General features: G+C 54.6%; 20 protein-coding genes. 7 read left to right on the forward strand and 13 right to left on the reverse strand.

Annotation, left to right across the window (positions count from 1 at the left end):
• Positions 1–31 precede the first annotated feature (31 nt).
• Entirely contained in the window at positions 32–607 is a 576-nt protein-coding gene (locus tag ACMHXI_RS09520) for a YceI family protein (RefSeq protein ID WP_025009622.1), read from the reverse strand.
• Between the two features lie 271 nt (positions 608–878).
• On the opposite strand from ACMHXI_RS09520, the gene ACMHXI_RS09525 reads away from it, so the two are divergent.
• Positions 879–1094, forward strand: a complete 216-nt coding sequence (locus ACMHXI_RS09525) for a cold-shock protein (protein ID WP_025009621.1) — start codon at positions 879–881, stop codon at positions 1092–1094.
• A 59-nt stretch (positions 1095–1153) separates the two neighbouring features.
• Here ACMHXI_RS09525 and pdxH read toward each other — a convergent pair whose 3' ends face one another.
• From pdxH to ACMHXI_RS09580, 11 genes are all read right to left on the reverse strand, one after another.
• On the reverse strand, positions 1154–1792 hold the full coding sequence (gene pdxH / locus ACMHXI_RS09530; protein WP_109248853.1) for a pyridoxamine 5'-phosphate oxidase: 639 nt from the start codon (positions 1790–1792) through the stop codon (positions 1154–1156).
• A 120-nt stretch (positions 1793–1912) separates the two neighbouring features.
• Positions 1913–2842 (reverse strand): agmatinase, encoded by a 930-nt coding sequence (gene speB / locus ACMHXI_RS09535; RefSeq protein WP_096141692.1) that lies wholly within the window; start codon positions 2840–2842, stop codon positions 1913–1915.
• Between the two features lie 31 nt (positions 2843–2873).
• Positions 2874–3803 (reverse strand): adenosylmethionine decarboxylase, encoded by a 930-nt coding sequence (locus tag ACMHXI_RS09540; protein WP_413734764.1) that lies wholly within the window; start codon positions 3801–3803, stop codon positions 2874–2876.
• A gap of 52 nt (positions 3804–3855) precedes the next feature.
• The gene (gene speA / locus ACMHXI_RS09545; protein ID WP_107352177.1) at positions 3856–5769 is read right to left on the reverse strand and encodes a biosynthetic arginine decarboxylase; all 1914 of its coding nucleotides are present in this window, start codon (positions 5767–5769) and stop codon (positions 3856–3858) included.
• 28 nt (positions 5770–5797) lie between these two features.
• The gene (speE, locus tag ACMHXI_RS09550) at positions 5798–6673 is read right to left on the reverse strand and encodes a polyamine aminopropyltransferase (RefSeq protein ID WP_028779304.1); all 876 of its coding nucleotides are present in this window, start codon (positions 6671–6673) and stop codon (positions 5798–5800) included.
• A 107-nt stretch (positions 6674–6780) separates the two neighbouring features.
• A complete protein-coding gene (locus ACMHXI_RS09555; RefSeq protein ID WP_093983023.1) occupies positions 6781–6927 on the reverse strand; it encodes a hypothetical protein in 147 nt (48 codons plus the stop codon).
• A gap of 478 nt (positions 6928–7405) precedes the next feature.
• Positions 7406–8065, reverse strand: a complete 660-nt coding sequence (locus ACMHXI_RS09560; RefSeq protein ID WP_025009617.1) for a CoA transferase subunit B — start codon at positions 8063–8065, stop codon at positions 7406–7408.
• Between the two features lie 15 nt (positions 8066–8080).
• Entirely contained in the window at positions 8081–8782 is a 702-nt protein-coding gene (locus tag ACMHXI_RS09565) for a CoA transferase subunit A (RefSeq protein ID WP_071239002.1), read from the reverse strand.
• A 30-nt stretch (positions 8783–8812) separates the two neighbouring features.
• Complete coding sequence (locus ACMHXI_RS09570) at positions 8813–9583, reverse strand: 3-hydroxybutyrate dehydrogenase (protein WP_071239003.1); 771 nt, start codon at positions 9581–9583, stop codon at positions 8813–8815.
• Positions 9584–9619: 36 nt separating this feature from the next.
• The gene (locus ACMHXI_RS09575) at positions 9620–10852 is read right to left on the reverse strand and encodes an E22 family MetX-like putative esterase (RefSeq protein ID WP_083390381.1); all 1233 of its coding nucleotides are present in this window, start codon (positions 10850–10852) and stop codon (positions 9620–9622) included.
• Positions 10853–10861: 9 nt separating this feature from the next.
• Entirely contained in the window at positions 10862–12160 is a 1299-nt protein-coding gene (locus tag ACMHXI_RS09580; protein ID WP_028779308.1) for a GntP family permease, read from the reverse strand.
• 288 nt (positions 12161–12448) lie between these two features.
• Between ACMHXI_RS09580 and ACMHXI_RS09585 the strand changes: the two genes are divergently transcribed.
• Positions 12449–14728: a TonB-dependent receptor gene (locus ACMHXI_RS09585; protein WP_144168299.1), complete on the forward strand. Its 2280-nt coding sequence runs from the start codon at positions 12449–12451 to the stop codon at positions 14726–14728.
• An 88-nt stretch (positions 14729–14816) separates the two neighbouring features.
• Positions 14817–15461 (forward strand): response regulator transcription factor, encoded by a 645-nt coding sequence (locus ACMHXI_RS09590; RefSeq protein WP_413734768.1) that lies wholly within the window; start codon positions 14817–14819, stop codon positions 15459–15461.
• A gap of 44 nt (positions 15462–15505) precedes the next feature.
• Here ACMHXI_RS09590 and ACMHXI_RS09595 read toward each other — a convergent pair whose 3' ends face one another.
• Positions 15506–18958, reverse strand: coding sequence for a PAS-domain containing protein (locus tag ACMHXI_RS09595; protein WP_413734770.1), 3453 nt, complete (start codon positions 18956–18958; stop codon positions 15506–15508).
• Positions 18959–19233: 275 nt separating this feature from the next.
• Between ACMHXI_RS09595 and ACMHXI_RS09600 the strand changes: the two genes are divergently transcribed.
• The 4 genes from ACMHXI_RS09600 to ACMHXI_RS09615 all read left to right on the forward strand — a co-directional run bounded on the left by ACMHXI_RS09600 (position 19234) and on the right by ACMHXI_RS09615 (position 22835).
• On the forward strand, positions 19234–20067 hold the full coding sequence (locus tag ACMHXI_RS09600; protein WP_144133532.1) for a S1 RNA-binding domain-containing protein: 834 nt from the start codon (positions 19234–19236) through the stop codon (positions 20065–20067).
• Positions 20068–20223: 156 nt separating this feature from the next.
• On the forward strand, positions 20224–20940 hold the full coding sequence (locus ACMHXI_RS09605; protein WP_391564258.1) for a YceH family protein: 717 nt from the start codon (positions 20224–20226) through the stop codon (positions 20938–20940).
• A gap of 150 nt (positions 20941–21090) precedes the next feature.
• Positions 21091–21933 carry an ABC transporter permease subunit gene (locus ACMHXI_RS09610; RefSeq protein WP_144164905.1) on the forward strand — a complete coding sequence of 281 codons (843 nt, stop codon included), beginning with the start codon at positions 21091–21093 and terminating at the stop codon, positions 21931–21933.
• Complete coding sequence (locus tag ACMHXI_RS09615) at positions 21930–22835, forward strand: ABC transporter ATP-binding protein (RefSeq protein ID WP_044734370.1); 906 nt, start codon at positions 21930–21932, stop codon at positions 22833–22835. The genes ACMHXI_RS09610 and ACMHXI_RS09615 overlap by 4 nt, the downstream gene beginning before the upstream one ends.
• Positions 22836–22857: the final 22 nt, after the last annotated feature.

Below are 22857 nucleotides of genomic sequence, written 5' to 3' on the forward strand. Positions count from 1 at the left end.
TGAGTCTTGCCTCAAATCAAGCCGTCGTTTGTTACTTGTTTAATCTTAGAACAAAAGAGACAGGAACAGCCTTACTGATGCTGGATAGACCGGCAATTTCACGTAATTTTTCAACCCCATCGGTCAAACCAAACTCTTCGGCGTTCACTATGACAGCTTTTTGCGAGGTTACCAAAAGGCTCGACTCACCGAGTCTGGCCACCACCACACCAAAGCGCTTGTTCTGACTCTTGCCATGCAGCGACAACACGCCATCAATCTCAGTAGTCAGCAACTCGCCGGGTTTGAGCTTGTCCAATAGATCCGCAGGCACTTGCGCTGTCAGCGTCAGGCTAGGAAAGTTAGCCACCTCAAACAGCATGGTTTGCATCCGCTTGTCGCGGATTTCAATACCGGTATTAACGCCGTTGAGCGGGATCTCCAACTTGAATTCGCCACTCTCGGCAAGTGTGCCACTCACCTGGTTGAACTCATGTACCTCGGCGATATCACCTTTCTTGACCGACACAAAGCTAACCTTGGAGTCGGCATTGTCCAACTGCCAGTCAGCCGCCAGGGCCAGGTTACTGAAGGCGCCGAGCGCCAGCAAGGGGATCCATTTCTGCATATTCTTGTTCCTTGTAGGGAGTGAATTGAACTGCGCCGGATTTCACTCGGGTAAAAGCAAGCGCTTTTTGTAGATTACTCATTACTAAAGCATATTGTTCACTTCAAGAAAACCTTTGCCGCTATTGAGTGAACTTTTGCTCACGGACCACAACGGCCGCCTGCAACCATTTCTCTCAGCGTCATCAGGCTGTCAAGCCAATGAAACAAAAACCTTTTATGCTACAAACGCTGATACAGACCAGCAGCCAAGATTAGGTAACGAGGAAACTATGTCAGAGCAACAAGTGACAGGAACCGTTAAATGGTTCAACGATGAAAAGGGCTTTGGTTTTCTAACCCAGGAAAACGCCGCCGATGTGTTCGTCCATTACCGCGCCATTCAAGGCAGCGGCCGCCGCACCCTGAAAGAAGGTGAGAAGGTCAGCTTCAGCGTGACTGAAGGCCAGAAGGGGCTGCAAGCGGAAAACGTAGTGCGGTTAAAATAGCTGACGGGTAAAAGTAAAGGGACGGCAGATGCCGTCCCTCTTGTTATGCCATAGCGCCATCAAGGTGCAAGGCGATTGATCTCCCATCCGTCATCTGTGCGGCTGTAGAGGAATCTGTCATGCAGCCTGTGCTCACCGCCCTGCCAGAATTCCACACTGGAAGGCACTATGCGGTAGCCGCCCCAAAACTTGGGCAAGGGGACTTCGCCCTTGGCAAACTTGGCCTTCATCTCGGCAAACTTACTCTCGAGTGCCTGACGGGCGCTAAGCTTGCTTGACTGTTTCGAGACCCAGGCCGCTATCTGGCTGTCTTTCGGACGGCTGACAAAGTACTTGAATACCTCTGTAGCAGACAGGGCTTCGGCTATACCTGTCACGGCGACCTGGCGCTCCAGCGGATGCCAGGGGAACAGCAAACTGACCTTGGCGTTGACGGCAATCTGCTGCGCCTTACGGCTTTCCAGATTGGTAAAGAATACAAAACCCTGCTGATCAAAACGCTTCAGCAAGACTATCCGCTGAAACGGCTGGCCGGTTTCGTCCACTGTGGCCACCACCATGGCGGTAGGGTCCGTCAAAGGTGCATCCTTGGCCTGCGCCATCCAGCGCTCAAACTGCGCCATGGGCTCGGCGGCCAGATCGGCGCGCCTGAGGCCGCCTTGGGTGTATTCGCGGCGAACATCACTCAAATCTGTCATCGTCTATCCTTGTCCCTGAGCCGGGCACAAAGCCCCAGCGAAACGGAACCCCCAGCCTAGGCTGGGGGCTCTATACAAGAAGGAAAGCCAACGACAAGCGTTGGCTTAAAGTGAAGCGGCTTACTTGACTTTGCCCTGCCCCAGCGCCCAGACATGCAGCATTTCCAGGCCCAGCGTCGCGCCCGCCAGCGCGGTAATGTCGGCGCTATCGTAAGCAGGTGCCACTTCAACCACATCCATACCCACTATGTTGAGGCCCTTGAGACCGCGGATAATTTTCAGCGCCTTGTCGCTGGTGAGACCGCCGCATACCGGAGTACCGGTTCCCGGCGCGAAGGCAGGATCCAGGCAATCGATATCGAAAGTCACATATAAAGGCATATCGCCAACCCGCGCCTTGATCTGCGCCACGATTTCATCGGCGGTCATTTCATTGGCCATGGCGGCATCAATCACCTGAAAACCGTGGCCTTCTTTGGTGTATTCGGTGCGGATCCCCACCTGCACAGAATGAGCCGGATCGATCAAGCCTTCGTTGGGGGCATGATAGAACATGGTGCCATGGTCAAACTTGCTGCCCTGACTGTAGGTGTCGGTGTGAGCATCGAAGTGCAGCAGCGCCATCTTGCCAAACTGTTTGTGGTGCGCGCGCAGCAGCGGCAGGGTCACAAAGTGATCGCCACCAAAGCTCAGCAGTGTCTTGCCGGCGGCCAGAACTTTGCTGGCAAAGTTTTCGGTGCGCTCGGTAAAGTCAGCGGCATCACCACAGTTGAATACCAGATCGCCGGCGTCCACTATCTTGATATATTCGCTGAGGCTGAAATCCCAAGGCCAACGCTTCTCTTCCCAGGCCAGATTGGTCGAGGCATTACGGATAGCCCCAGGCCCCATACGGCCACCGCTGCGACCGGTAACGGCCATATCGAAAGGCAAACCTATTACCACCACATCCGCATCGCTTTCTAGCGGTTTGAAATCCAGTGGCTGACGCAAATAACCAAACGCATTTGAATAAAGCGAGTAATCAGGTTTATCTGCTAAAGTGGTCATAAATACTCCAAAACTTGGCTAATGCCGATATTTACATGGACTCAGGGATCAGCACTTCGTGGCACATCTGCTGATAGTGACTGAAGCCAACATTATAACCCTGCTCCAGGGACAAAGAGCAACTTCCCAGACATAAATGTTCAGGGTAACCACGGGTGTCCAACTGGGCGTTGAAGCCGATGACATCCCAGCTGCCGGGATTGAGAATGGCCAGCAAACGGGCGAAGATATCTATCGGTTGTGCGGCGAGATCCAGGTTGGTCTCGAAGCTGACATAAGAGCTGCTTTCCTGGGGCGTGATATGAATAGTCATATACTCTTTGTCGCGAATGCCGTTGATGGAATAACCAAAGGGCTCAAACAGGAAGTCATCAAACTGGAATCCGGGCAGCATCTCTTCCAGTGCCAGCAATTGGCGAACCCCGGCGCAGCTTTGATTATCGGAGCGCAGATAGTCGGCCGCCTCACCGCGAATGTGATACATCAACAGCTCACTGGTGGCATCACCGCTCTCGGCGCTGAAGGCCTTGTCACTGCAAAACAGGTAATGGTGATGGGAATCCAGATGACCGATACGGTACGCCACACCGGACAATTTCTCTCTCAGTGCCTGTAAGTCCTGCTCAAAAGAGCTGGCCTGCAGGTGCGACAGATATTCGTTTTTGCGCTGAAAAGTCGCAAAGGCTATCGCCTCTTCGCCGAGGGAGTCGATAAAATGCAGGGTCGAGCACGCCAGTGTGGTGATACCACAGGTCAACATTAAAAACCTGTCGTCCCAAACAAACAGACTCGACTCGCTGAGCAGATAGGCATCGCAATAATCATTGCTGACGGAAGAGAGGATTTCTGCATTGGCCTTGGCCACCATCTCTTCCCAGAAGGGCTTTCCCAGTGAGCGCAGCGAAGGCGTAGCCGGCGTCACTATCACTTCAATTTTTTTTTCTGAACCTTCAAAAAACATCTTTTATCTCTACTTGTTGCAGGCCCCGAAGGGCCTGCTGAATGCACCGACCTTATGAAAAATCTTCCAGATAGGTATAACCCTTAAGACCCAATTGCAGCTCTTCAAGGATCGAGGTGCGTTCGTCTTCGGCAATATGCTGATTCACCAGCTCTTCGTAGGTGCGCATAAAGGACACAGCATCCAGGTTCACATAGCGCAGCACATCGGCCACAGTGTCACCGGACAGCACAGACTCTATGTTGGCCAGGCCGCTTTCATCGAGACGCACCACAGCCGAGTTGGTATCACCAAACAGGTTGTGCATGTCACCGAGGATCTCCTGATAAGCCCCAACTAGGAAGAAACCGATAAGATACGGGCTCTCGGCACTCCAGGCAGGCACCGGCAGTGTGGTTTCAATCCCCTGCCCGTCCACATACTGATCCACCATGCCGTCCGAATCACAGGTGATATCCAGCATCACGGCGCGGCGCTCTGGCGCGGTATCCAGCCCGGTCAGCGGCAACACAGGGAACACCTGATCTATGCCCCAGGCATCCGGCAACGATTGGAACAGCGAGAAGTTAACAAAGAACTTGTCGGCCAGTTTCTCATTGAGTTCATCAATGATGGGTCTGTGATAACGGTTCTTGTTGTTCATCAGGCCCTGCAGCTCGTGACAAACTCGCAGGTTGGTCTGCTCCGCCCAGGCGCGCTCTTCCAGGCTAAGTTGCCCAAGAGCAAACAGAGCGTGAGCTTCGGCCAGATCCGATTGGGTATCGTGGAAAATCTCAATCAGGGCGCGGGAATCGGCGCGGCCGCGGATATCGCTCCAGGACTGCCACATGTTGTGCAGCAGCTGTGGGGCATCCTCTGCCGGTGGCTGAATATTCTCAGGGGAATAGGCCTCGGTACCAATAACATCCGTGATAAGTACGGCGTGGTGCGCCGTCAGGAAGCGGCCGGACTCAGAGATAATCCTCGGCACCGGCTGCTCGTACTCGGCACAGACATCACTCAGAGCGCTGACGATATTGTTGGCGTATTCGCTCAGGCCATAGTTCATTGAGTTGTTGCTTTGGCTGCGGGTACCGTCATAGTCCACCGCCAGGCCGCCGCCCACGTCGAAACAGTTGACCTTGGCCCCCAGTTTTCTCAGCTCACAGTAGAAGCGCGCCGCTTCACCCACACCATGGCGAATATCGCGGATATTGGCGATTTGCGAACCCAGGTGAAAGTGCAGCAACTGCAGCGAATCCAGCATGTCGGCACTCTTAAGCTCGTTGACCACCCGCAGCACCTGCGCAGCAGACAGACCAAACTTGGACTTTTCACCGCCACTGGCCTGCCACTTGCCCTTGCCCTGGAACGCCAGGCGTGCGCGCAGACCCAGACGCGGAGTAACCCCAAGCTCGCGGGACTCATGCAGTACCATCTTAAGCTCGGACATCTTCTCCAGCACTATGTAGACCTTGTGGCCCAGCTTTTCGCCTATCAGTGCCAGGCGGATATATTCTTTATCCTTGTAGCCGTTACAGACTATGACTGAGCTGGCCTTTTGTGCCATCGCCAGTACCGCCATCAGCTCAGGCTTACTGCCGGCCTCAAGCCCAAGTTGCGGGGCTTCTTTGCTGACCTGGCTGGCGAGGATTTCCTCAACCACTGTCTGCTGCTGGTTCACCTTGATGGGATAAACCAACAGATAGTCTTCGCTGTACTCATACTTTTGAATCGCCTGATTAAAGGCCTGGCACAGACTATCGACCCTGTGGTGCAAAATCTGCGGAAAACGGACCAGCACAGGCAGGTTAACACCGGCCTTCACCATGTCTTTGGCCAGTTCGTTCAGGCCAATTTTGCTGTCCGGATTCAAAGGATCCGGTGACACTGTCACCTCACCCTGATCGCTGATCCCGTAAAATCCCTGGCTCCAGTATGCGACGTTGTAGCCGACGCGGGCATCGTCAATAGACCAATCACTCATGTTCGTTAGCCTGTTATCAAAAAATGGGTTATGCGGTAACCGTCATCGCTGACGCGACCGCCTGTTCGACAAACGCCGGCAGCGCAAAGCTTGCCTGATGGATAGCCGGCGTGTAATAACGGGTGGTAATACCGGCCCGCTCAAAACGCTCTTCGAGAGTCGCCAGGCTATGCTGACGCGCCTCAAGATCATCGGTTGCCCAGGCAAAGGCCATGCTGCCACCCACATAGGTAGGCACGGCCGCCATATAGAACCGACACTCTTTCACATAAGAGCTCATGCGTCTGACGGTATTTTGCACTTCATCCAGCTGCATAAAAGGCACGCCGTTCTGAGCGACAAAAATCCCATTTTCATTGAGACAACGCTTACAGCCCTCGTAAAAGTCGGAACTGAACAGTACTTCTCCCGGACCAAGGGGATCTGTGCAGTCAGAGATAATCACATCAAATTTTTGCTGTGATTGCCTAACATAATCCATCCCGTCGCTGATCACCAAGTTGACTCTGGGGTCATCATAGGCACCTTGGGAATGGTTTGGAAAATAGCTTTTACACATTTCCACCACGGCGGCATCAATCTCCACCATGGTAATGGATTCAATCTGTTTATGTTTGACCACTTCCCGCAGCATGCCGCCGTCACCGCCGCCTATGATAAGCACCCGCTTGACGTCGCCGTGGGCCAGAATAGGCACATGGGTCAACATTTCGTGATAGACAAACTCATCTTTCTCAGTGGTCTGGATGGCGCCATTGAGCGCCATGACCCGTCCCATAGCGGCATTTTCAAAAATGCTCAGGTGCCACTGTTCGGTCTTTTGCTCGAACAGCACCTTTTCCACCTCAAAATACTGCCCGTATGCCGGATGCAATGTCTCGTAGTAAATATTCTTGGCTTGCATTTAACCTAAAACTCTTGGTGTTGAATGTAAGGGTGGACAAATAACCCGTCCTCGGCGATTCAAAAATGAATGCCGAGTGAATTCATCGTCGTAGATGGACGACGGGCTCAGTTGGGACTATTGGCCTGTTCGCGGCCGGAATTGATGCGGATTAACGTGAGATGTTTCAAGCCGGTATTGTCATAGCTGACAATGGTTGAAAACCTGTGTTGTGGCACTTGGCGAACCAGTGCGGCAAATGAATGGCTGTGCATTAGCTAAAACCCTCTTAACCCCGTGTAAATGGTGCTTTGTTCATTTACACGGTTAATGACTCGTGAACCATAATAACCCTGTTACTCACGTTTGCCTGTCAGGACTGAATGTACCTTCAAAACGGCGCAATTAAACCTTGCTGTGCCCCATAATGCAAGCACGAATCACAGTTTATCCAAGGCTTTGAAATATAAACTACAGTTGCTATGTTCACTCATGCCATTTAAGCGAGCTTTTTTCGATTTATATCAATAGATTGAGCCATGAAAGCCGATTTTATCTGTTCAAGATTTTTTAAATACTCAGGCTCCCTATTTTGATCGCCAGATACCGCTTTGGGTACCTAGTTTGATTCAATGCAGCCCCCTTGGGGAATTTGAGGGTGAAAACTCACCCTCAAACAAAGGTTTGTTATCTTGAAACCTGGCGATTCAAGCAAAAATCGCGGCAGCTAAAAACGCCACCCAATTTAGCGAATTAATCAAAGGTCATTTCCGGCACAGATTCACCGCAATGCAGTCTGCCCGCCGTCTTGGCGCGGATCTCCTCAACAGTCACCCCCGGCGCGCGCTCCAGTAGATGAAAGCCGCCGTCACGGATTTCCAGCAATGCCAAGTCCGTCAGCACCCGCTTGATACAGTTTACCCCGGTCAGCGGCAGCGTACAGCGCTCAAGCAACTTGGGCTCACCCTGTTTGCTGCAGTGCATCATGGTACATATGATGTTGGCCGCGCCGGCCACCAGATCCATGGCGCCGCCCATCCCTTTGACCATCTTGCCCGGGATCATCCAACTGGCAATATTGCCCTGTTGATCCACCTCCATCGCCCCCAACACAGTGAGATCCACATGCCCGCCCCTTATCATGGCAAAGCTCAGGGCCGAGTCGAAAATCGCCGCGCCTTTGACCGCAGTGACTGTCTCCTTACCGGCATTGATCATGTCGGCATCTATCTTTTCCTCCAGCGGAAACGGCCCCATTCCCAACAGACCATTTTCCGAATGCAGCATCACCTCTATCCCCGGTGGCAGGTAGTTGGCTACCAGAGTGGGAATGCCTATGCCCAGATTGACATAATCACCGTCACGGATCTCTCTGGCGACCCGCATAGCCATCTGTTCGCGACTCAACGCCATAATGCTGTTCTCCTGTTAGCTGGGCCGAAAGGTGCGCTTTTCGATGCGTTTTTCAAACTGTCCCTGCACCAGGCGATCGACAAAAATTCCCGGTGTATGAATTTGTGATGGCGGCAGGCTGCCGGGCTCAACTATCTCTTCGGCCTCCACCACGGTTATCTTGCCCGCCATCGCTGCCAAGGGGTTGAAGTTCATCGCGGTGTGGCGATAGATGCAGTTGCCCTGCCAATCGGCCTTCCAGGCACGAACCAGCGCAAAGTCGGCGACTATGCCGCGCTCCAGCAGATACTCCCGACCTTCGAAATGTTCACTGGGTTTGCCCTCGGCCACCGGAGTACCGACTCCCGTGGCCGTGTAAAACGCCGGGATCCCGGCGCCGCCGGCGCGGATCCGCTCGGCCAGAGTGCCCTGTGGTACCAACTCCACCTCCAGCTCACCACTCATCATCAATTGCTCAAACAGGGCGTTTTCACCCACGTATGACGCCACCATCTTGCGAATTTGGCGGTTTTGCAGCAAGAGCCCAAGACCGAAGTCGTCGACGCCACAGTTGTTGGACACCAGCTCCAGATCACGCACCTCTCTGCGCACCAACTCGGCTATCAAGCCCTCGGGAATGCCACAAAGGCCAAAGCCTCCGGCAATGATCCGCATCTCATGGGTTATCCCCTCCAATGCCTGTTCATGACTGGCAACCCTTTTATCCAACCCGGCCATAGTGATTCTCCTGTGTCAGCCTGTCTTGCCTTATTGCGCGGTCCAGCCACCGTCCAGCACCAGCGTCTGGGCGGTAATATTGCGCGCCGCCGGCGCCATCAAAAACGCTACCGAATGCACGATTTCATCGACGCCGATAAACGCCTTCTTCGGCATGGGGGACAGCATGATGTTGTCGATAACCTCTTGCTCGCTCATGCCGTGCTCCCTTGCCTGGGACACTATCTGCGCCTCCACCAGCGGTGTTTTCACATAAGCCGGGCAGATAGTGTTGACGGTAATATCCCAGTCGGCGTTTTCCAGTGCCACGACCTTGCTCAGCCCCAGTAACCCGTGTTTGGCGGCCACATAGGCCGACTTGTACCTGGATGCCACCAGTGCATGGATAGAGCCGATATTGATGATGCGGCCAAAGTTGCGCTCCCGCATTCCCGGCAGCAATGCCTTACAAAGCATTGCCGGGCCGGTGAGCATCACCTGTTGCAGCAGTTGCCACTTCTCGGCCGGAAAGGCATCGAGGCGCGCCACATGCTGCAGTCCGGCATTGTTGATGAGCACATCCACTTCAATGTCAGCCAGTTGCTCGGTCAGCGCTTCAATGGCCCGGGAGTCGGCGACATTGAGCCCAAGGCCCAAGCAGTTGCCGCCGGCTTGATTGAGCGTGTTGGCGGCCAGTATCGCCCGCTCAGGGTCGAGATCGCTCAGCAATATCCTGTGGCCAAAGGCCGCCAGCTCAGTGGCAATCGCCAGGCCGATACCGCTGGCCGCGCCGGTGATCAATACGGTTTTAGGGTCTTTCATACAGGCTCCTTAAATTACGCCCTGCGGCGGCGTGACTCAGTCCGCCAGAAATGTACGGATTTCATCACTCTTGCTCTGAATGGAGAACAAGCCATCGAGATGCCCCCAGGGGCCTTTAATTTCACTTATCTCTACCTCTTTACCCAGTTCCTTCAGGGTGGCGGCCATCTGCCTCACCCTCTGGGGCCGCAGCAGCAGATCGCCACTGGCAGGCAGCAACAGGCTCTTGGCCTTTATCTTGGCCAAGGCGAGTTTCAGCTCGCCCCCTTGCCAATCGGCACTGAACAGTTGCGAGGCCCGTACCAGATACAGTACATGGTTGGCATCCTGCAATGCCGCCCTGGCCCCGGCGCGCTGTTGCAAGATCTGGCTGATTTGCGGCAGCGTGCGAATATCCGCCAGCGCGCCTTTGTCGGCCACAGTGAAATCCTTGAAGCTGGCCAGATAAGCCTCCGGCGCCATTGCATCCTGGGTGATATTGAGCAGCGCGGCGGTCAGCCCTGCCACCGGGGGCGTCTTGCCGTAGTAGTCGCCGCCGCGCCAGTTGGGATCCAACCGGATAGGCAGGGCCCATTTTTCCAGCGCCGGTACGCTCCAGGCATCCATGCTGTCGGCGCCGATAACATGAATGAGCCGCTCGACTCTGTCCGGGTAACTCACCGCCCAATCTAACGCCTGAAACGAACCCATGGAGGCACCCATCACCGCATGCAGTTTTTCAATGCCGAGACTCTCCAGCAGCAAGCGCTGCACCTCGACGAAGTCATGAACGGTCACCACGGGGAAATCCAATCCCCAGGGTTTGCCGGTTTCAGGGTTGATACTGGCAGGCCCTGTGGTGATGGTATGACCGTCGTGCACATTGGCGTTGACCAGAGTGTCGGCGCTGACAACAAAGAAGCGATTGGTATCTATCGCCTTGCCCGGCCCTATGATGGCGTCCCAATAGCCACTCTGGGGATCAGACTCGGCGTACTTGCCGGCGGCGTGGGAATTACCGGAAAAGAAATGAGTGATCAGTATGACATTGTCCTTGGCCGCATTGAGACTGCCGTAGCTTTCCCAGCCGACGGTCACACTGGGCAACACTTTGCCCGATACTGTGCGAAACTCAGTGGTAATAAACGACTTTTTCTCCACCAGCATAGGCTGGGCGGTCGCTTTCAAGGACGAAGCCGCCGTGGCAGAAACGGACTCGGCCGAAGCCGGAGCACTGGCTTGGGCAACCCCAAGCAGCGCCGCAAACATGCAGGATGCAAATAACTTCATATTCACCTCTTAAAACCAAATAAACAGAGCCAGTGCCAGCGCGACACCGATAAGCGGCAGCAGGGTCGTCAGCGCCGCCATCGCCCAATAGGCGCGCTTGTGGGTTTCCTTACAGATGGCGCGAATAGTGGTAACCACATAACCGTTATGGGGCAAGGTATCCAAAGCACCGGAAGAGATAGCCACCACTCGATGCAACTGATCCGGGTTCACCCCCATATCCAGATAATGGGGCGCCACCAAAGGCAGGGCTATCGCCTGGCCGCCACTGGCAGAGCCGGTAAGGCCGGCAATCACGCTCACCGCCACCGCAGCCCCCAACAGCTCATTGCCCGGCATATTGGTCATCACCTCAACCGCGGTGGCAAAGGCGGTCGATGATTTGGCGACGGCGCCAAAGCCGACCACGGCGCTGGTATTGCCTATGGCCACCAAAGCGCCTGTGGTGCCATCGTTGACCGCCCGTCCCAGATGATGAAAATGGCGGAAGTTGATTAACATCAGCGTCAGCACCCCACCGAGCAAGGCAACTATCAGGGCATTTTGTGCCAGGGTATCGTGCAGCCAAAAGGAGATAACCAGCACCACAATGAGAGGGATCACCCCTGTGATGGGATGAGGCAGATCCCGCTCCGGCACTTCAGGATCATCACTGCGCGCCTCGAAACGCTCACCTCTGGCGATGGCTCGGTTAATCATCCACTTGAGCCAGAAATAACCGCTGACCGCCATAAACAGGGCCACCACCAGGCTCACTTCCCAAGCGGCCCAGGGAGAGGTATTGAGGTATTTGATCGGGATCCAGTTCTGGATCTCAGGCGAACCGGCCGAGGTCATGGTGAAAGTCACCGAGCCCAGTGCCAGCGCTGCCGGAATAAAGCGCCGCGGCAGATTGGCGTCCTTGAACAGCCCCAGCGCCATGGGATAGACGGAAAATGCCACAATAAATACGCTGACGCCGCCATAGGTCAACACGGCACAGGCGGCCACCACAGCCAGCACCGCATAGCGGATCCCGAGTTTCCCCACAATAAAATGCGCCACCGCATCGGCTGCGCCGGTATCTTCCATAAACTTGCCGAACAAAGAGCCCAGCAAAAACATAAAGAACCAGGACGCCAGAAAGCCGGAAAAACCGCCCATATAGGCACTGACAAAGTCAGCCCCCGAGGCATCGAATAACGGAATATGGTTGCTCAGCGCCACCAAGGCCGCGCACAGTGGCGCGGCGACAAACAGGTTGACACCTCTGAGTGTCAAAATAATCAGCAGCAGTAAGCCACCGAAGAGTCCCAGCATACTCAACATAAGCCCATCTCTTGTTGTTGGCCGCCCTATTACGGCGCCGCAAATTTGCAGCGATTTAACAGGCGTCATTGTTAATTTTTTGCAACCAATTTTTACAACCAAGAGAGTGACAAGCAAAAGCCGGATTGAACATAACACCATAGTGCTATACACAAAATAACCAATAAATTTCAAATCATTAAATAACACTGTACTAAGGTGCTAATTCCCTTCCGCTTCCTTTGCTCTAGAGTAAACGCCGAAGTATTAATAAAAACAAAACAAACAAAACAGCAAAAGGACTTAATCATGAGTCAATCCAAGATCCCCTACTCTCTGCTGGCACTGGCCATAGCTTCGGCATTGACGCCGATAGCGGCTCAGGCAGAAGAAACCAACAATAAGGGCGAGCTGGAACGTATTGAAGTCACCGCCAGACGCACAGTGGAAAACCTGCAGGAAGTACCGGTCGCCGTCACCTCAGTCAGTGAGGCCGAGCTTAATGAGCGCGGTATTACCGTGGTGACCGAAGTGCAGCAGTTCTCCCCCAATACCACGCTGCAGGCGAGTCGGGGAACCAACTCCACCATGACCGCCTTTATTCGCGGCGTGGGCCAGCAGGACCCGCTCTGGGGTTATGAGCCCGGCGTCGGTATCTATGTGGATGATATCTATATCGCCCGCCCACAGGGGGCGGTACTGGATCTGCTGGACGTGCAGCAGATAGAGATACTGCGCGGCCCTCAGGGCACGCTTTACGGCAAGAACACCATAGGCGGTGCGGTCAAGTATGTGACCAAGGTGATGTCCGGCGATCCCCAGCTGAATATTCAGGGCTCCTACGGCAGCTTTAATCAGAAAGATCTCAAGATCACCGGCCAGTATCCGTTGATAGACGAGCAGCTGTATCTGGGCTTTGGCTATGCCAACCTCAACCGCGATGGTTTCGGTGAATTTTTGACCTCAGCCGAGCCGAACCAGGACAAAGAGAACTACAACAAAGATCTCAGTGCCATACGACTCACCCTGGAGTATCACCCAACAGACTCACTGTTTTTCCGCCTCGCCTGGGATAAAACAGACGATAAGTCCAACGCCAAGGGGGGCTATCGCCTGCTGCCGAGTCTGCTGACCAATGCCCCGGTACCGGACAGCAAGTTCGACTCCTACACCAGTCTGCCCACCTGGAACGAGGTGGACCTCGAAGGTTGGAGCTTCACCGGCAGCTGGGACATAAACCACTCAACGCAGCTGAAATATATCGCGGCCAGAAGAGAGAGTTACTCACCCACCAACATAGATTTCGACAACACCTCACTGCAGATTTTCGACGTACCGGCCATCTATGACGACGAGCAAACCACCCATGAGTTGCAACTGCATCACAGCGGCGACAACTATAAGCTGGTGTCCGGTCTTTACTACTATGATGCCGAGTCCTGCGGCCAGTTTCAGGCGATTCTCGAAGAGCTTGGAAAGGCGCTCAACGCCCCTGGGCTGACCCGTGAAGTGAGCGGCTGCTCCAATTCCACCAGCAAGGCGGCCTATATTCAGGGCAGCGTAGACTTGAGTGACAGCTGGTCCATGACCCTGGGGCTGAGATACACCCAGGACGAAAAGCAAGCCTATGTCCGCAACGGCCTGATATTCGATACCGTCTATCCCGAATCCGGCTGGGTGCCGGGCTATGTCCGCCCCGAAGGCGACTTGGTGCCCTTGGTATTGGACGACAGTGAAGACTGGTCCAAGCTGACCCCAAGAGTCGGGGTGGAATACCAGTACTCGGATGACATCATGTTCTTTGCCAGTTACGCCCAGGGCTTCAAATCCGGCACCTTTAATCCCAGGGCCGAAAGCGCCGAGCCGGCGGCAGATCCTGAAACCGTTGACAGCTTCGAGCTGGGGATGAAGAGCGAATGGGGCCGCAACTTAAGGGCCAACCTGACCCTGTTCAGCCTGGATCATAAGGACAGGCAGTATATCTCTGTATTGCCGGGCGACACGGCCGCCGACCTCAATCAGCGCCTGGGTAACATAGGCTCTTCGGAGGCACGTGGCGCAGAGCTTGAGATGACCTGGGTGGCCACAGACGCGCTGAACTTTGACCTGGCGGTGGGCTATATCGATGCTGAATTCAGTGAAGTGTTCGATACCGACCCTGTCACAGGTGAAACCTTCGACAAATCGGACAGGTTTACCATAGCCAATACCCCGGATCTCACCTTTAACCTGGGTTTCACCTATCGTCTCTACGCCGATATCGGTGAGTTTGTCTTTAACGGCAACTATTACTATCGCGGTGATTATGTGCTGTTTGAGGAAGACAGCCTGCTAACCCAGGACGCCTACGGCCTGTTGAATCTGGGGATCACCTGGTATAGCAATGACGGCAGCTGGTATGCCGGCCTCTATGGCAAAAACCTCACCGATGAAGAGTACCTTATCGGCGGCTATCAGTTTGTCACCCCGGATCCGAGCGATCCGACAGATGTCAGCAAGTACACCCCGGGACTCGGTGGCGACAACACCCTGATTGGTTATTACGGTGATCCACGCACAGTGACCCTGACGGTAGGCTACCGCTTTTAATCCGTACCCCGAACAAGGCTTACCCTAGGGTAAGCCTTGTTTTTATTGATACTTTCCCGTATAAAATTTGAAACCCGGAGCCCTTAGGATGAGTCTGGTGAAAGCCATAATTGCCGATGATCACCCGCTGTTTCGCAGCGCCCTCAAGCAGGCCGCCGCCTGCGTATTGGATGAAGCACAGATACGCGAATGCGCCGATCTCGAGGGGTTGTTTGAGCTGCTCGGGCGACACAGTGAAACTGAGCTGGTGTTTCTCGACCTCGGCATACCAGGAGCCAATGGTTTGCAGGGACTGTCGCAACTGCGCAATCAATATCCGGATGTGTTGATCATCATGGTGTCGGCCACCGAAGCACCGGCGATTATGCAGCAAGCCATCGCCCTGGGCGCTTCGGCCTATGTGCCCAAGTCCTCGCCGCTGGAGCGGATATCCGAAGCCATCGCCGAGGTGCTCAATGGCGAAACCTGGCTACCGGCGGATTTGGCGCTGGACACTCTGGACGCCGATGACGAGCAGACGGACTTTGCCAGAAATCTGGAAAAACTGACGCTGCAACAATACAAGGTGCTGGCGATGATAGCCGATGGCCTGCTCAATAAGCAGATAGCCTATGAAATGCAGGTGCAGGAAACCACGGTCAAGCAGCATGTATCGGCCATTCTGCGCAAGCTCGGCCTCAACAACCGAACCCAGGCCGGCATCCGCTATAACCAGCTCAGCCGCCCCGAATAACGGTTTCCCCCTTCCCCACAAAGCGCTTTATTTAAAAGCGCGCCTCAATTGAGCAAACGCTTGATACTGCGCCTGAGCGCCGGCAACTTCAGTGGCTTGTAAAGCAAGGGGAAACCGGCATCACTGACCTGCTCGCGAATGCTTTCGGCCTGATTGGCGGTATTGATAATCACAGGTAATCCGGACAACCCCTGGGAGGCCAACAGCTCAACCCCGGTGAGACCGGCATCCAACTGATAATCGACTATCAAAAGTTGCGGCAAGGGCAAACGCGCTTGCAGTTCAGCCAACTGCTCGGCGCCGGTGGCCTTTTCTATCTCGCAGCCCCAACTGCCCATGACCTGCCCCAGGGCTTCGAGCACGGTTTGATCATTATCCACCAGCCAAACCCGTAACCCGGCAAAATCAGACTCACTCTCCAAAGTCTTGGGTTTGACCGCGGCCACAGCCCCCGGCAGCGACTTGCACTGCAGCAACAAGGTAAACTGAGTACCGGTTCCTACCTGGGAACCCAGTAGCAAGGGGATGTCCAACAGATCGCAGATACGCTTGGTAATCGCCAGCCCAAGCCCCAGTCCTTCGGCGTTACCGCGGCTGCCGAGCTGCTTGAACTCTTCAAATATGGTCAGTTGATCTTCCTTGGCGATACCAATGCCCGTGTCTTCCACTATCAATGACAAGAGTCCGTTTTCAAGATAGGTCTTCAGCCGCACTTCACCCTGCTCGGTATAACGAATAGCGTTGCTGAGCAGATTACGCAGCACACGTTTGAGCAGCGCCTTGTCGGTATTGAGCAGCACTTCCTGACTCTCGAGATGAAAGCCTATGCCTTTTTGCGCCGCAAGCGCCTGATACTCGTGCCTGAGGGGATCTATGATTTGCCGCAATGGAAATTCACTGACATTCACCTTGAAGGCTCCGGCGTTGAGCTTGGTCAGTTCCAGAATACTGCTGAGCAGCTCTTCGGCGCTGCCAAGGGAGCTGCGGATATTATCGGCCAGGGTTTCCAGCTCACTGCCCCTGGCTTTATCACTCATCAAGGAGCAGAACAGGCTGGCGGCATTGAAGGGTTGCAACAGATCGTGACTGGCGGCGGCAAAAAAGCGGGTCTTGCTCTCGGTTGCCTGCTCGGCCACCCGTTTGGCATTGGACAGTTCACGGTTGGCCTGGGTCAACGCCCGAGTGCGCTGGTTGACCTTTTCTTCCAGCGAGGCATTGACGTGTTCCAGCTGGCGCTGCTGGCTGACAAAGTCGGTCACGTCCGTATAGGTGGTCACAAAGCCGCCACCGGGTAAGGGGTTACCCTGCATCTCATACACCCGGCCATTGCTGTGGGTGCGCTGATACTTATAGGCGCTGCCCTGACGCAGATAGTCGAGACGCTTGGCAATTTCCTGTTCGGGGTCTTCGCCGCGAAACATGCCTCTGTGGGCGTTGAGGCGAACGATCTCTTCCACCGGTCGACCTATATAGAGCGCCTCATCCGGGTAGAGAAACATATCCTTGTAGCCCTGATTCCAGGCCACCAGCCTCAGCTGGGAGTCCACCACACTGATCCCCTGTTGGATATTTTCTATGGTCGATTGCAGCAAGTCGCGATTAAAGCGCAGCACTTCGCGGGCCTCATCGACAAATTCGGCCACCTGCTCCAGCCCCTGATGTTTCTCATCTTTGGCGGCATCGATAATCAGCCTCGCCGAGGCGCCGCCGACCATGGCGGCGAGCTCTCTCTCGACCAGTTGCTCGGTTCGCACCGGCGCATCCGCTTTCCAGTGATTGGGATCCAGGGGGAACTCGCTGGCAACCAACTGACTGGCCGAGTCGGCTTCGCCGAAGCGTTTCAGCAAGGCTGCCAGATCATGAAAACTCAAACTGGCCTTGGGCACACCTTCCCGTCTGTCATCCCGGCTGATAACAAACTTGCTGCTCTGCAGCCGCTCGGCGAGCCCCGCCGGGCGCAGTACAGGCAGCAAGATATACACCATTAAATTGAGCCCAAGCGACAGCAGCATGGACTGGGTAATATCATCCAGCCCCAGCCCAAGTAGATCCCGCGGCGCCAAAGCCTGAACACCGAATGGGCCATTGTCGAGCCAGGGTTGGTAACCGACTGCGCCTATCACCAGATTCGGCAGCAGCAAGGTATAAAACCACACCAGCGAGCCTGAGGCGATCCCCAGCTGCGCCCCGAGACAAGAGGCCTGACGCCACCACAAACCTATGATCAGCGCAGGTGCAAACTGCGCCACCAGGGAAAAAGACATCAAGCCCACCATGGCAAGGGAGTTGGTATCGGCCAGTATTCTGTGGGTAAAGTAACTCAGTAGCAACAGCGCGAAGATCACCGCCCTTCTGGCCTGCAGCAAGGCGTTTTGGCTGAGGCCGCGACTGCCGGAGGCCAGTGATGAACGCCGCAGAATAAACTGATTGATAAAGTCGTTGGTGATCATGATTGACAGCACTATCGCCGAGACAATCACCATGCTGGTGGCCGCCGAAAAACCGCCGAGAAACACCATCAGGGAAACGGCGTGATTCTCTACCGCCATCGGCAAGGCCAGTACGAAGGAGTCCGGCGCCACCTGCTCCTTACCGAACCATAACAGGCCGGCTACCGCGATAGGCAAAATAAACAGATTGATAAGAATGAGATACAGCGGAAACAGCCAGCGCGCCGTACTGAGATGGCCCTCGCCGCCCGGTTCAATAAACTGCATATGAAACTGACGCGGCAAACAGAACATGGCCAACACCCCAAGCAGGGTATGGGTGGCATAGATGTAGCCGGAGTCGACCTCAAAGCTCAAGTGCCCTTCAGCCTTGGCGCTCTGAGCCTGTTGCCAGAGTGCCAGCGGGCTGTCGAACAAACCGAAACAGACAAACAGTCCAACCGAGATAAAGGCAGCCAGCTTCACCAGCGATTCAAACGCCATACTGGCCACCAGCCCCGGGTTGTGCTCGCTGGGTCTTGGACGCCGGGCACCAAACAGTACGGCAAACAGCGCCAGCAGCAACATGATATAAAAGGTACTGTCTTGCCAGAATCCGCCGGAGGAAACTTCTTCACCCGTGAGCATGGCGATACTTTCCGAGGTGGCCGACAGCTGCAACGAAATATAGGGCACTATGGCAATCACGGAAATAAAAGACACCAGCCCGGAGAGGCTGGAAGACTGGCCATAGCGGCTGGCGATAAAGTCGGCCAGGGATGTGAGTTTTTCATCGCGGCAGATTTGCGCCACCCGGCAGTAAAGCCGCCAGCCAAATAGAAACAGGATCAAGGTACCGGCATAGGTGGGCGCCAGCCACCAACCATGGTTGGCAGCCTGGGCCGTGGTACCGAAAAAGGCCCAGGAGGTGCAGTAGACGCCGAGTGTCAGGCTGTAAAACAGCGCCCGAAAGCGTTTAGGTTTATATTTATCCGCCCACCAGGCGATGATAAACAACAGCGCGAGATACAAGAGTGCCAGCAGGCTGACGGACCAGATAGAGAACATAGGCAAAGGTTTTTATTTTCAGCTTAACCAGTTCTGCTGCAAAAAGCAGCGCTAACTTTAGTCTTATTCAAACTTAGGGAAGTCTGACTTCGACAGGCCCCGGCATGCCTTCAGTCAGATGCCTTGAACGCCAATTGCTGTGCAAGCCACGCCCTACAAAAGAGAAGGCCACGAGGACTTATTCGCACCTCCCTAACAAAAGGCACGGGCATAGGTGGGCGCAATCCGTTATAATCCGCCGCAGCTGAAACAAAGTTAATCAGGTTCAAAAACAGATGGCAGAAATAGGTCAAAGTTGCACCCTGGAAGTGGTCAAACAGGTTGATTTCGGGGTTTACCTCAACGCTCATGAGTTGGGACAGGTGTTATTACCCAATAAAGTGGTGCCCAAGGGTTGTCAGGTTGGCGACAAGTTGGAGGTGTTCCTCTATCTGGACTCCAACGACCTGCCTATCGCAACCACTAAAAAGCCCCTGGCTCAGGTGGGTGAGTTTGCTTATCTCAAGGTGGTTTCCATTGGTCGGGTCGGTGCCTTCCTCGATTGGGGACTGGAAAAAGATCTGCTGCTGCCCTTCGGTGAGCAGCACAAGCAGGCCGAAGAGGGCCGCAGTTACCTGGTCTATGTTCACCGTAACCGCGCCGACGAACGGATTGTCGCTTCGTCCAAAATCGATAAGTTTGTCGATAAGAGCCCGGCTTGGTACAAGAATGGTCAACAGGTTGACCTTATCATCGCAGGTACCACAGATCTCGGCTACAAGGCGATAGTCAACAACAAGCATTGGGGCGTCATCTATCAAAATGAGGTGTTCCGTAAGCTGAAGTTTGGCCAAAAGCTCAAGGGTTATATCAAGCAGGTGCGTCACGATAACAAACTGGATCTGACCCTGCAAAAGGCTGACCGTCAGGAGTTGGATCAGCAATCACAGCGGATCATGAAGAAGCTGGCTCAGGCCGGCGGCTTCCTGCCCTACAGCGACAAGACCTCGCCCGAGGTGATCTACGCCGAACTTGGCATGAGCAAGAAGGCCTTCAAGAAAGCCATCGGCGGCCTGTTCAAGACCGGAAAACTGCGCATCGAAGATGACGGTATCCACGCCAGTAATTGAACAAAGAACTGAGCAAAAATAACGCGCCTGCCCTATCCAGGACAGGCGCAGCCGAGGAAAACCGCGACATCGGCTCAAGGCTCTGATATAACTCAAAAACACTGAGTAAAATGTCGGTCAGTTGGCCGACATCTGCCTTGAATGGAACTGTCAATTATGTTGCAACTCAATGCCATCGAAGCCAGAGTGATTGGCTGCCTGCTGGAAAAAGAAGTCACCACTCCGGATCTTTATCCCCTGTCTCTCAATTCACTGACCCAAGCCTGCAATCAAAAGACCAGCCGCGATCCCGTGATGGAACTGAGCGAGTCTGAAGTGCAGCAAGCCTTGGACAGCCTGAGTAAAAAACGTCTGCTGAGTGAGCAATCGGGCTTTGGCAGCCGGGTCATTAAATACCGCCACAGATTCTGTAACACTGAATTTGGCGAGCTGCAGTTTTCCCCGGCGGAGCTGGCGATAGTGTGTTTGTTACTGCTGCGCGGCGCCCAAACCGCTGGTGAACTCAGAAGCCGGGCTCAGCGGCTGTTTGAATTTGACGGCCTGCCACAAGTGGAGCAAACCCTATTGGCGCTGAAAGACAAAGGCTTTATCCGCCAACTGGCCAGGGAGCCTGGAAAACGTGAGATACGCTTTGCCGAGAACTTCACCGAGAATGATGGTGTATCTGAAAGTTCCGGCGGCGCAGATACCACCCAGATTGCCAATCAAGCTGCAGCTCACCGTGAAGGTGAACGCGAAAGAAAGTGCGAAAGTGAGCCAGAAACGGCGAGCCAGAGCCGGATAGCCTTGCTTGAACAAGAACTGGCGACAATGAAGCAAGAGCTGGCTTTACTAAAACAGGAATTGGCCAAGCTTAAGGCGCAACTGGCATAATTGACCGTAAAAACGACAGCTACGGCTTGAAATAGTGGCCAGGCGTTGGCCTGCCTGGCCTCATGGTGTTAGGCTGGCGTCTTATCGGCAACCCAGTGCTTGCTCCGGTCGCTGCAAGGACTCCATATTTGGAGCAAAACAAGGAACCACATGACAACTGCAACTCACAGCACTCATCCCGGAGGGCTGAAAAACGCCCTGCAACTCGCGGGATTTGAACTCTATAAACTCATTTTCCACCGCCGTGGCACCCTGGCGATGATAGCTTTCGCCCTGGTGTGGCTGCTGATCCTCGCCTATCCGGTTCGAGGTGCCGCCAGCTTTCTGTTGAACCCGGACTTCAAGCATTTTGTTACCGGCGCCTTCGGTGAAGGCACTCTGGATCAACTGTTTGCCTGGCCGGTTGCCGAGCAAGCCGTCTATTGGGTCATCAGTCTCTACCTGTTCCCCATGTTCAGCATTCTTATCTGCGGCGATCAGTTCGCCTCGGATAAAAACCGCGGCACACTGCGCTTCCTCAGCCTGCGTTCGGGCCGCGATGCCCTCTTCTTCGGCCGCTTCCTCGGCATGATGTTGATCCAATTGCTGTTGGTTGCCATCACAGTCATAGCAACCGTATTTTTGGCCATGAGCCGGGATATGGCATTGGTGCTACCCGCACTGATTTCCGGCTTGATGATGACGCTCAATCTGGTATTGATCCTGCTGCCCTACACCGCCCTGATGGCGCTGTTCTCACTCTGGGCCAGCTCGGCCAGATTAGCCAGTGTTTTTGCGGTGCTTTTCTTTGCCGCCATGATGATAGTAATGGCGGTTATCAATGCTCAGCTGCCCATGCTCTCTTTCATCGGTTATCTGGTGCCCGGAGCACAGATAGATGCCATGCTCAATGCCCAGCCGCTAACGGCACTGTCAAGTGCTTGGTTGCCACTGCTGCAAACCATTGGGTTATTGGCAATAGGCCGCACCATGATGCAGCGAGGTGATCTATGAGTCTGATTAACTGTAAAGGCCTGAGCAAACTCTACGGCAGCAAGCGGGCATTGGATAGCGTCGACTTGCAACTGGAGCCCGGTAGTCCCATCGCCCTGGTCGGCCCAAACGGTGCCGGCAAGACTACATTGATGAGCCTGCTGCTGGGTTATATACGTCCAAGTAGTGGTGAAATCACTGTGATGGGACAGCGCCCGGGTAGTAGCGAACTTTTGGGGCAGATCTCTGCCCTGCCCCAGGACGCCGCACTGGATCCCGGCTTCAGCCTGCTGACTCAATTCAGCCTGTTTGCCCGCATGCAAGGTATGGGCGCCGAAGCTGCCAAGGCTGAATCCATGCGGGTGCTGGCGCTGGTAGGCCTTGAGGACGTCGCCAATCAAAAACCCAACTCTCTGAGTCATGGTATGGGGAAACGCGCCGCGATTGCTCAGGCGCTGATAGGCAACCCCAAGTTGGTGCTGCTGGATGAACCCACGGCCGGACTGGATCCCGCCAACGCCCGCAAAATTCGCGAGTTGGTAGAATCCCTGAGCGCAGACACCACCTTTATTATCAGCTCCCACAATCTGGATGAGCTGGAAAAGCTCTGTGATAGAGTGCTGTATCTGGACAAAGGTAAACTGAGCCAGTCGGTCACCATGCAGCAGAGCAGCGCCGAAGCCTATCTGACGCTGCAGATGCAACACTGTGATCAGGAAAAACTGCTGGAAGCACTCTACGCCCTTGAAGGTGTTTACGAGGTCTCGGCCAAGGGCAAACAAAACTACCTTATCCGTTACCAACCGGAAAAGGACACCTTGGATATCGAACTGCTGCAGCTACTCAAGCAGAATGGCTGGCAATATCGCAGCCTGATGCGAGGCCGCACACTGGAAGATACACTGTTCGACGGCGCAGCCTGAATCTCAGCCACTCGTCTATACC

This window comes from Shewanella sp. BJSY2023SW005, from assembly GCF_047314585.1.
In the GTDB taxonomy this organism is placed as follows: Bacteria; Pseudomonadota; Gammaproteobacteria; order Enterobacterales; family Shewanellaceae; genus Shewanella; species Shewanella algae.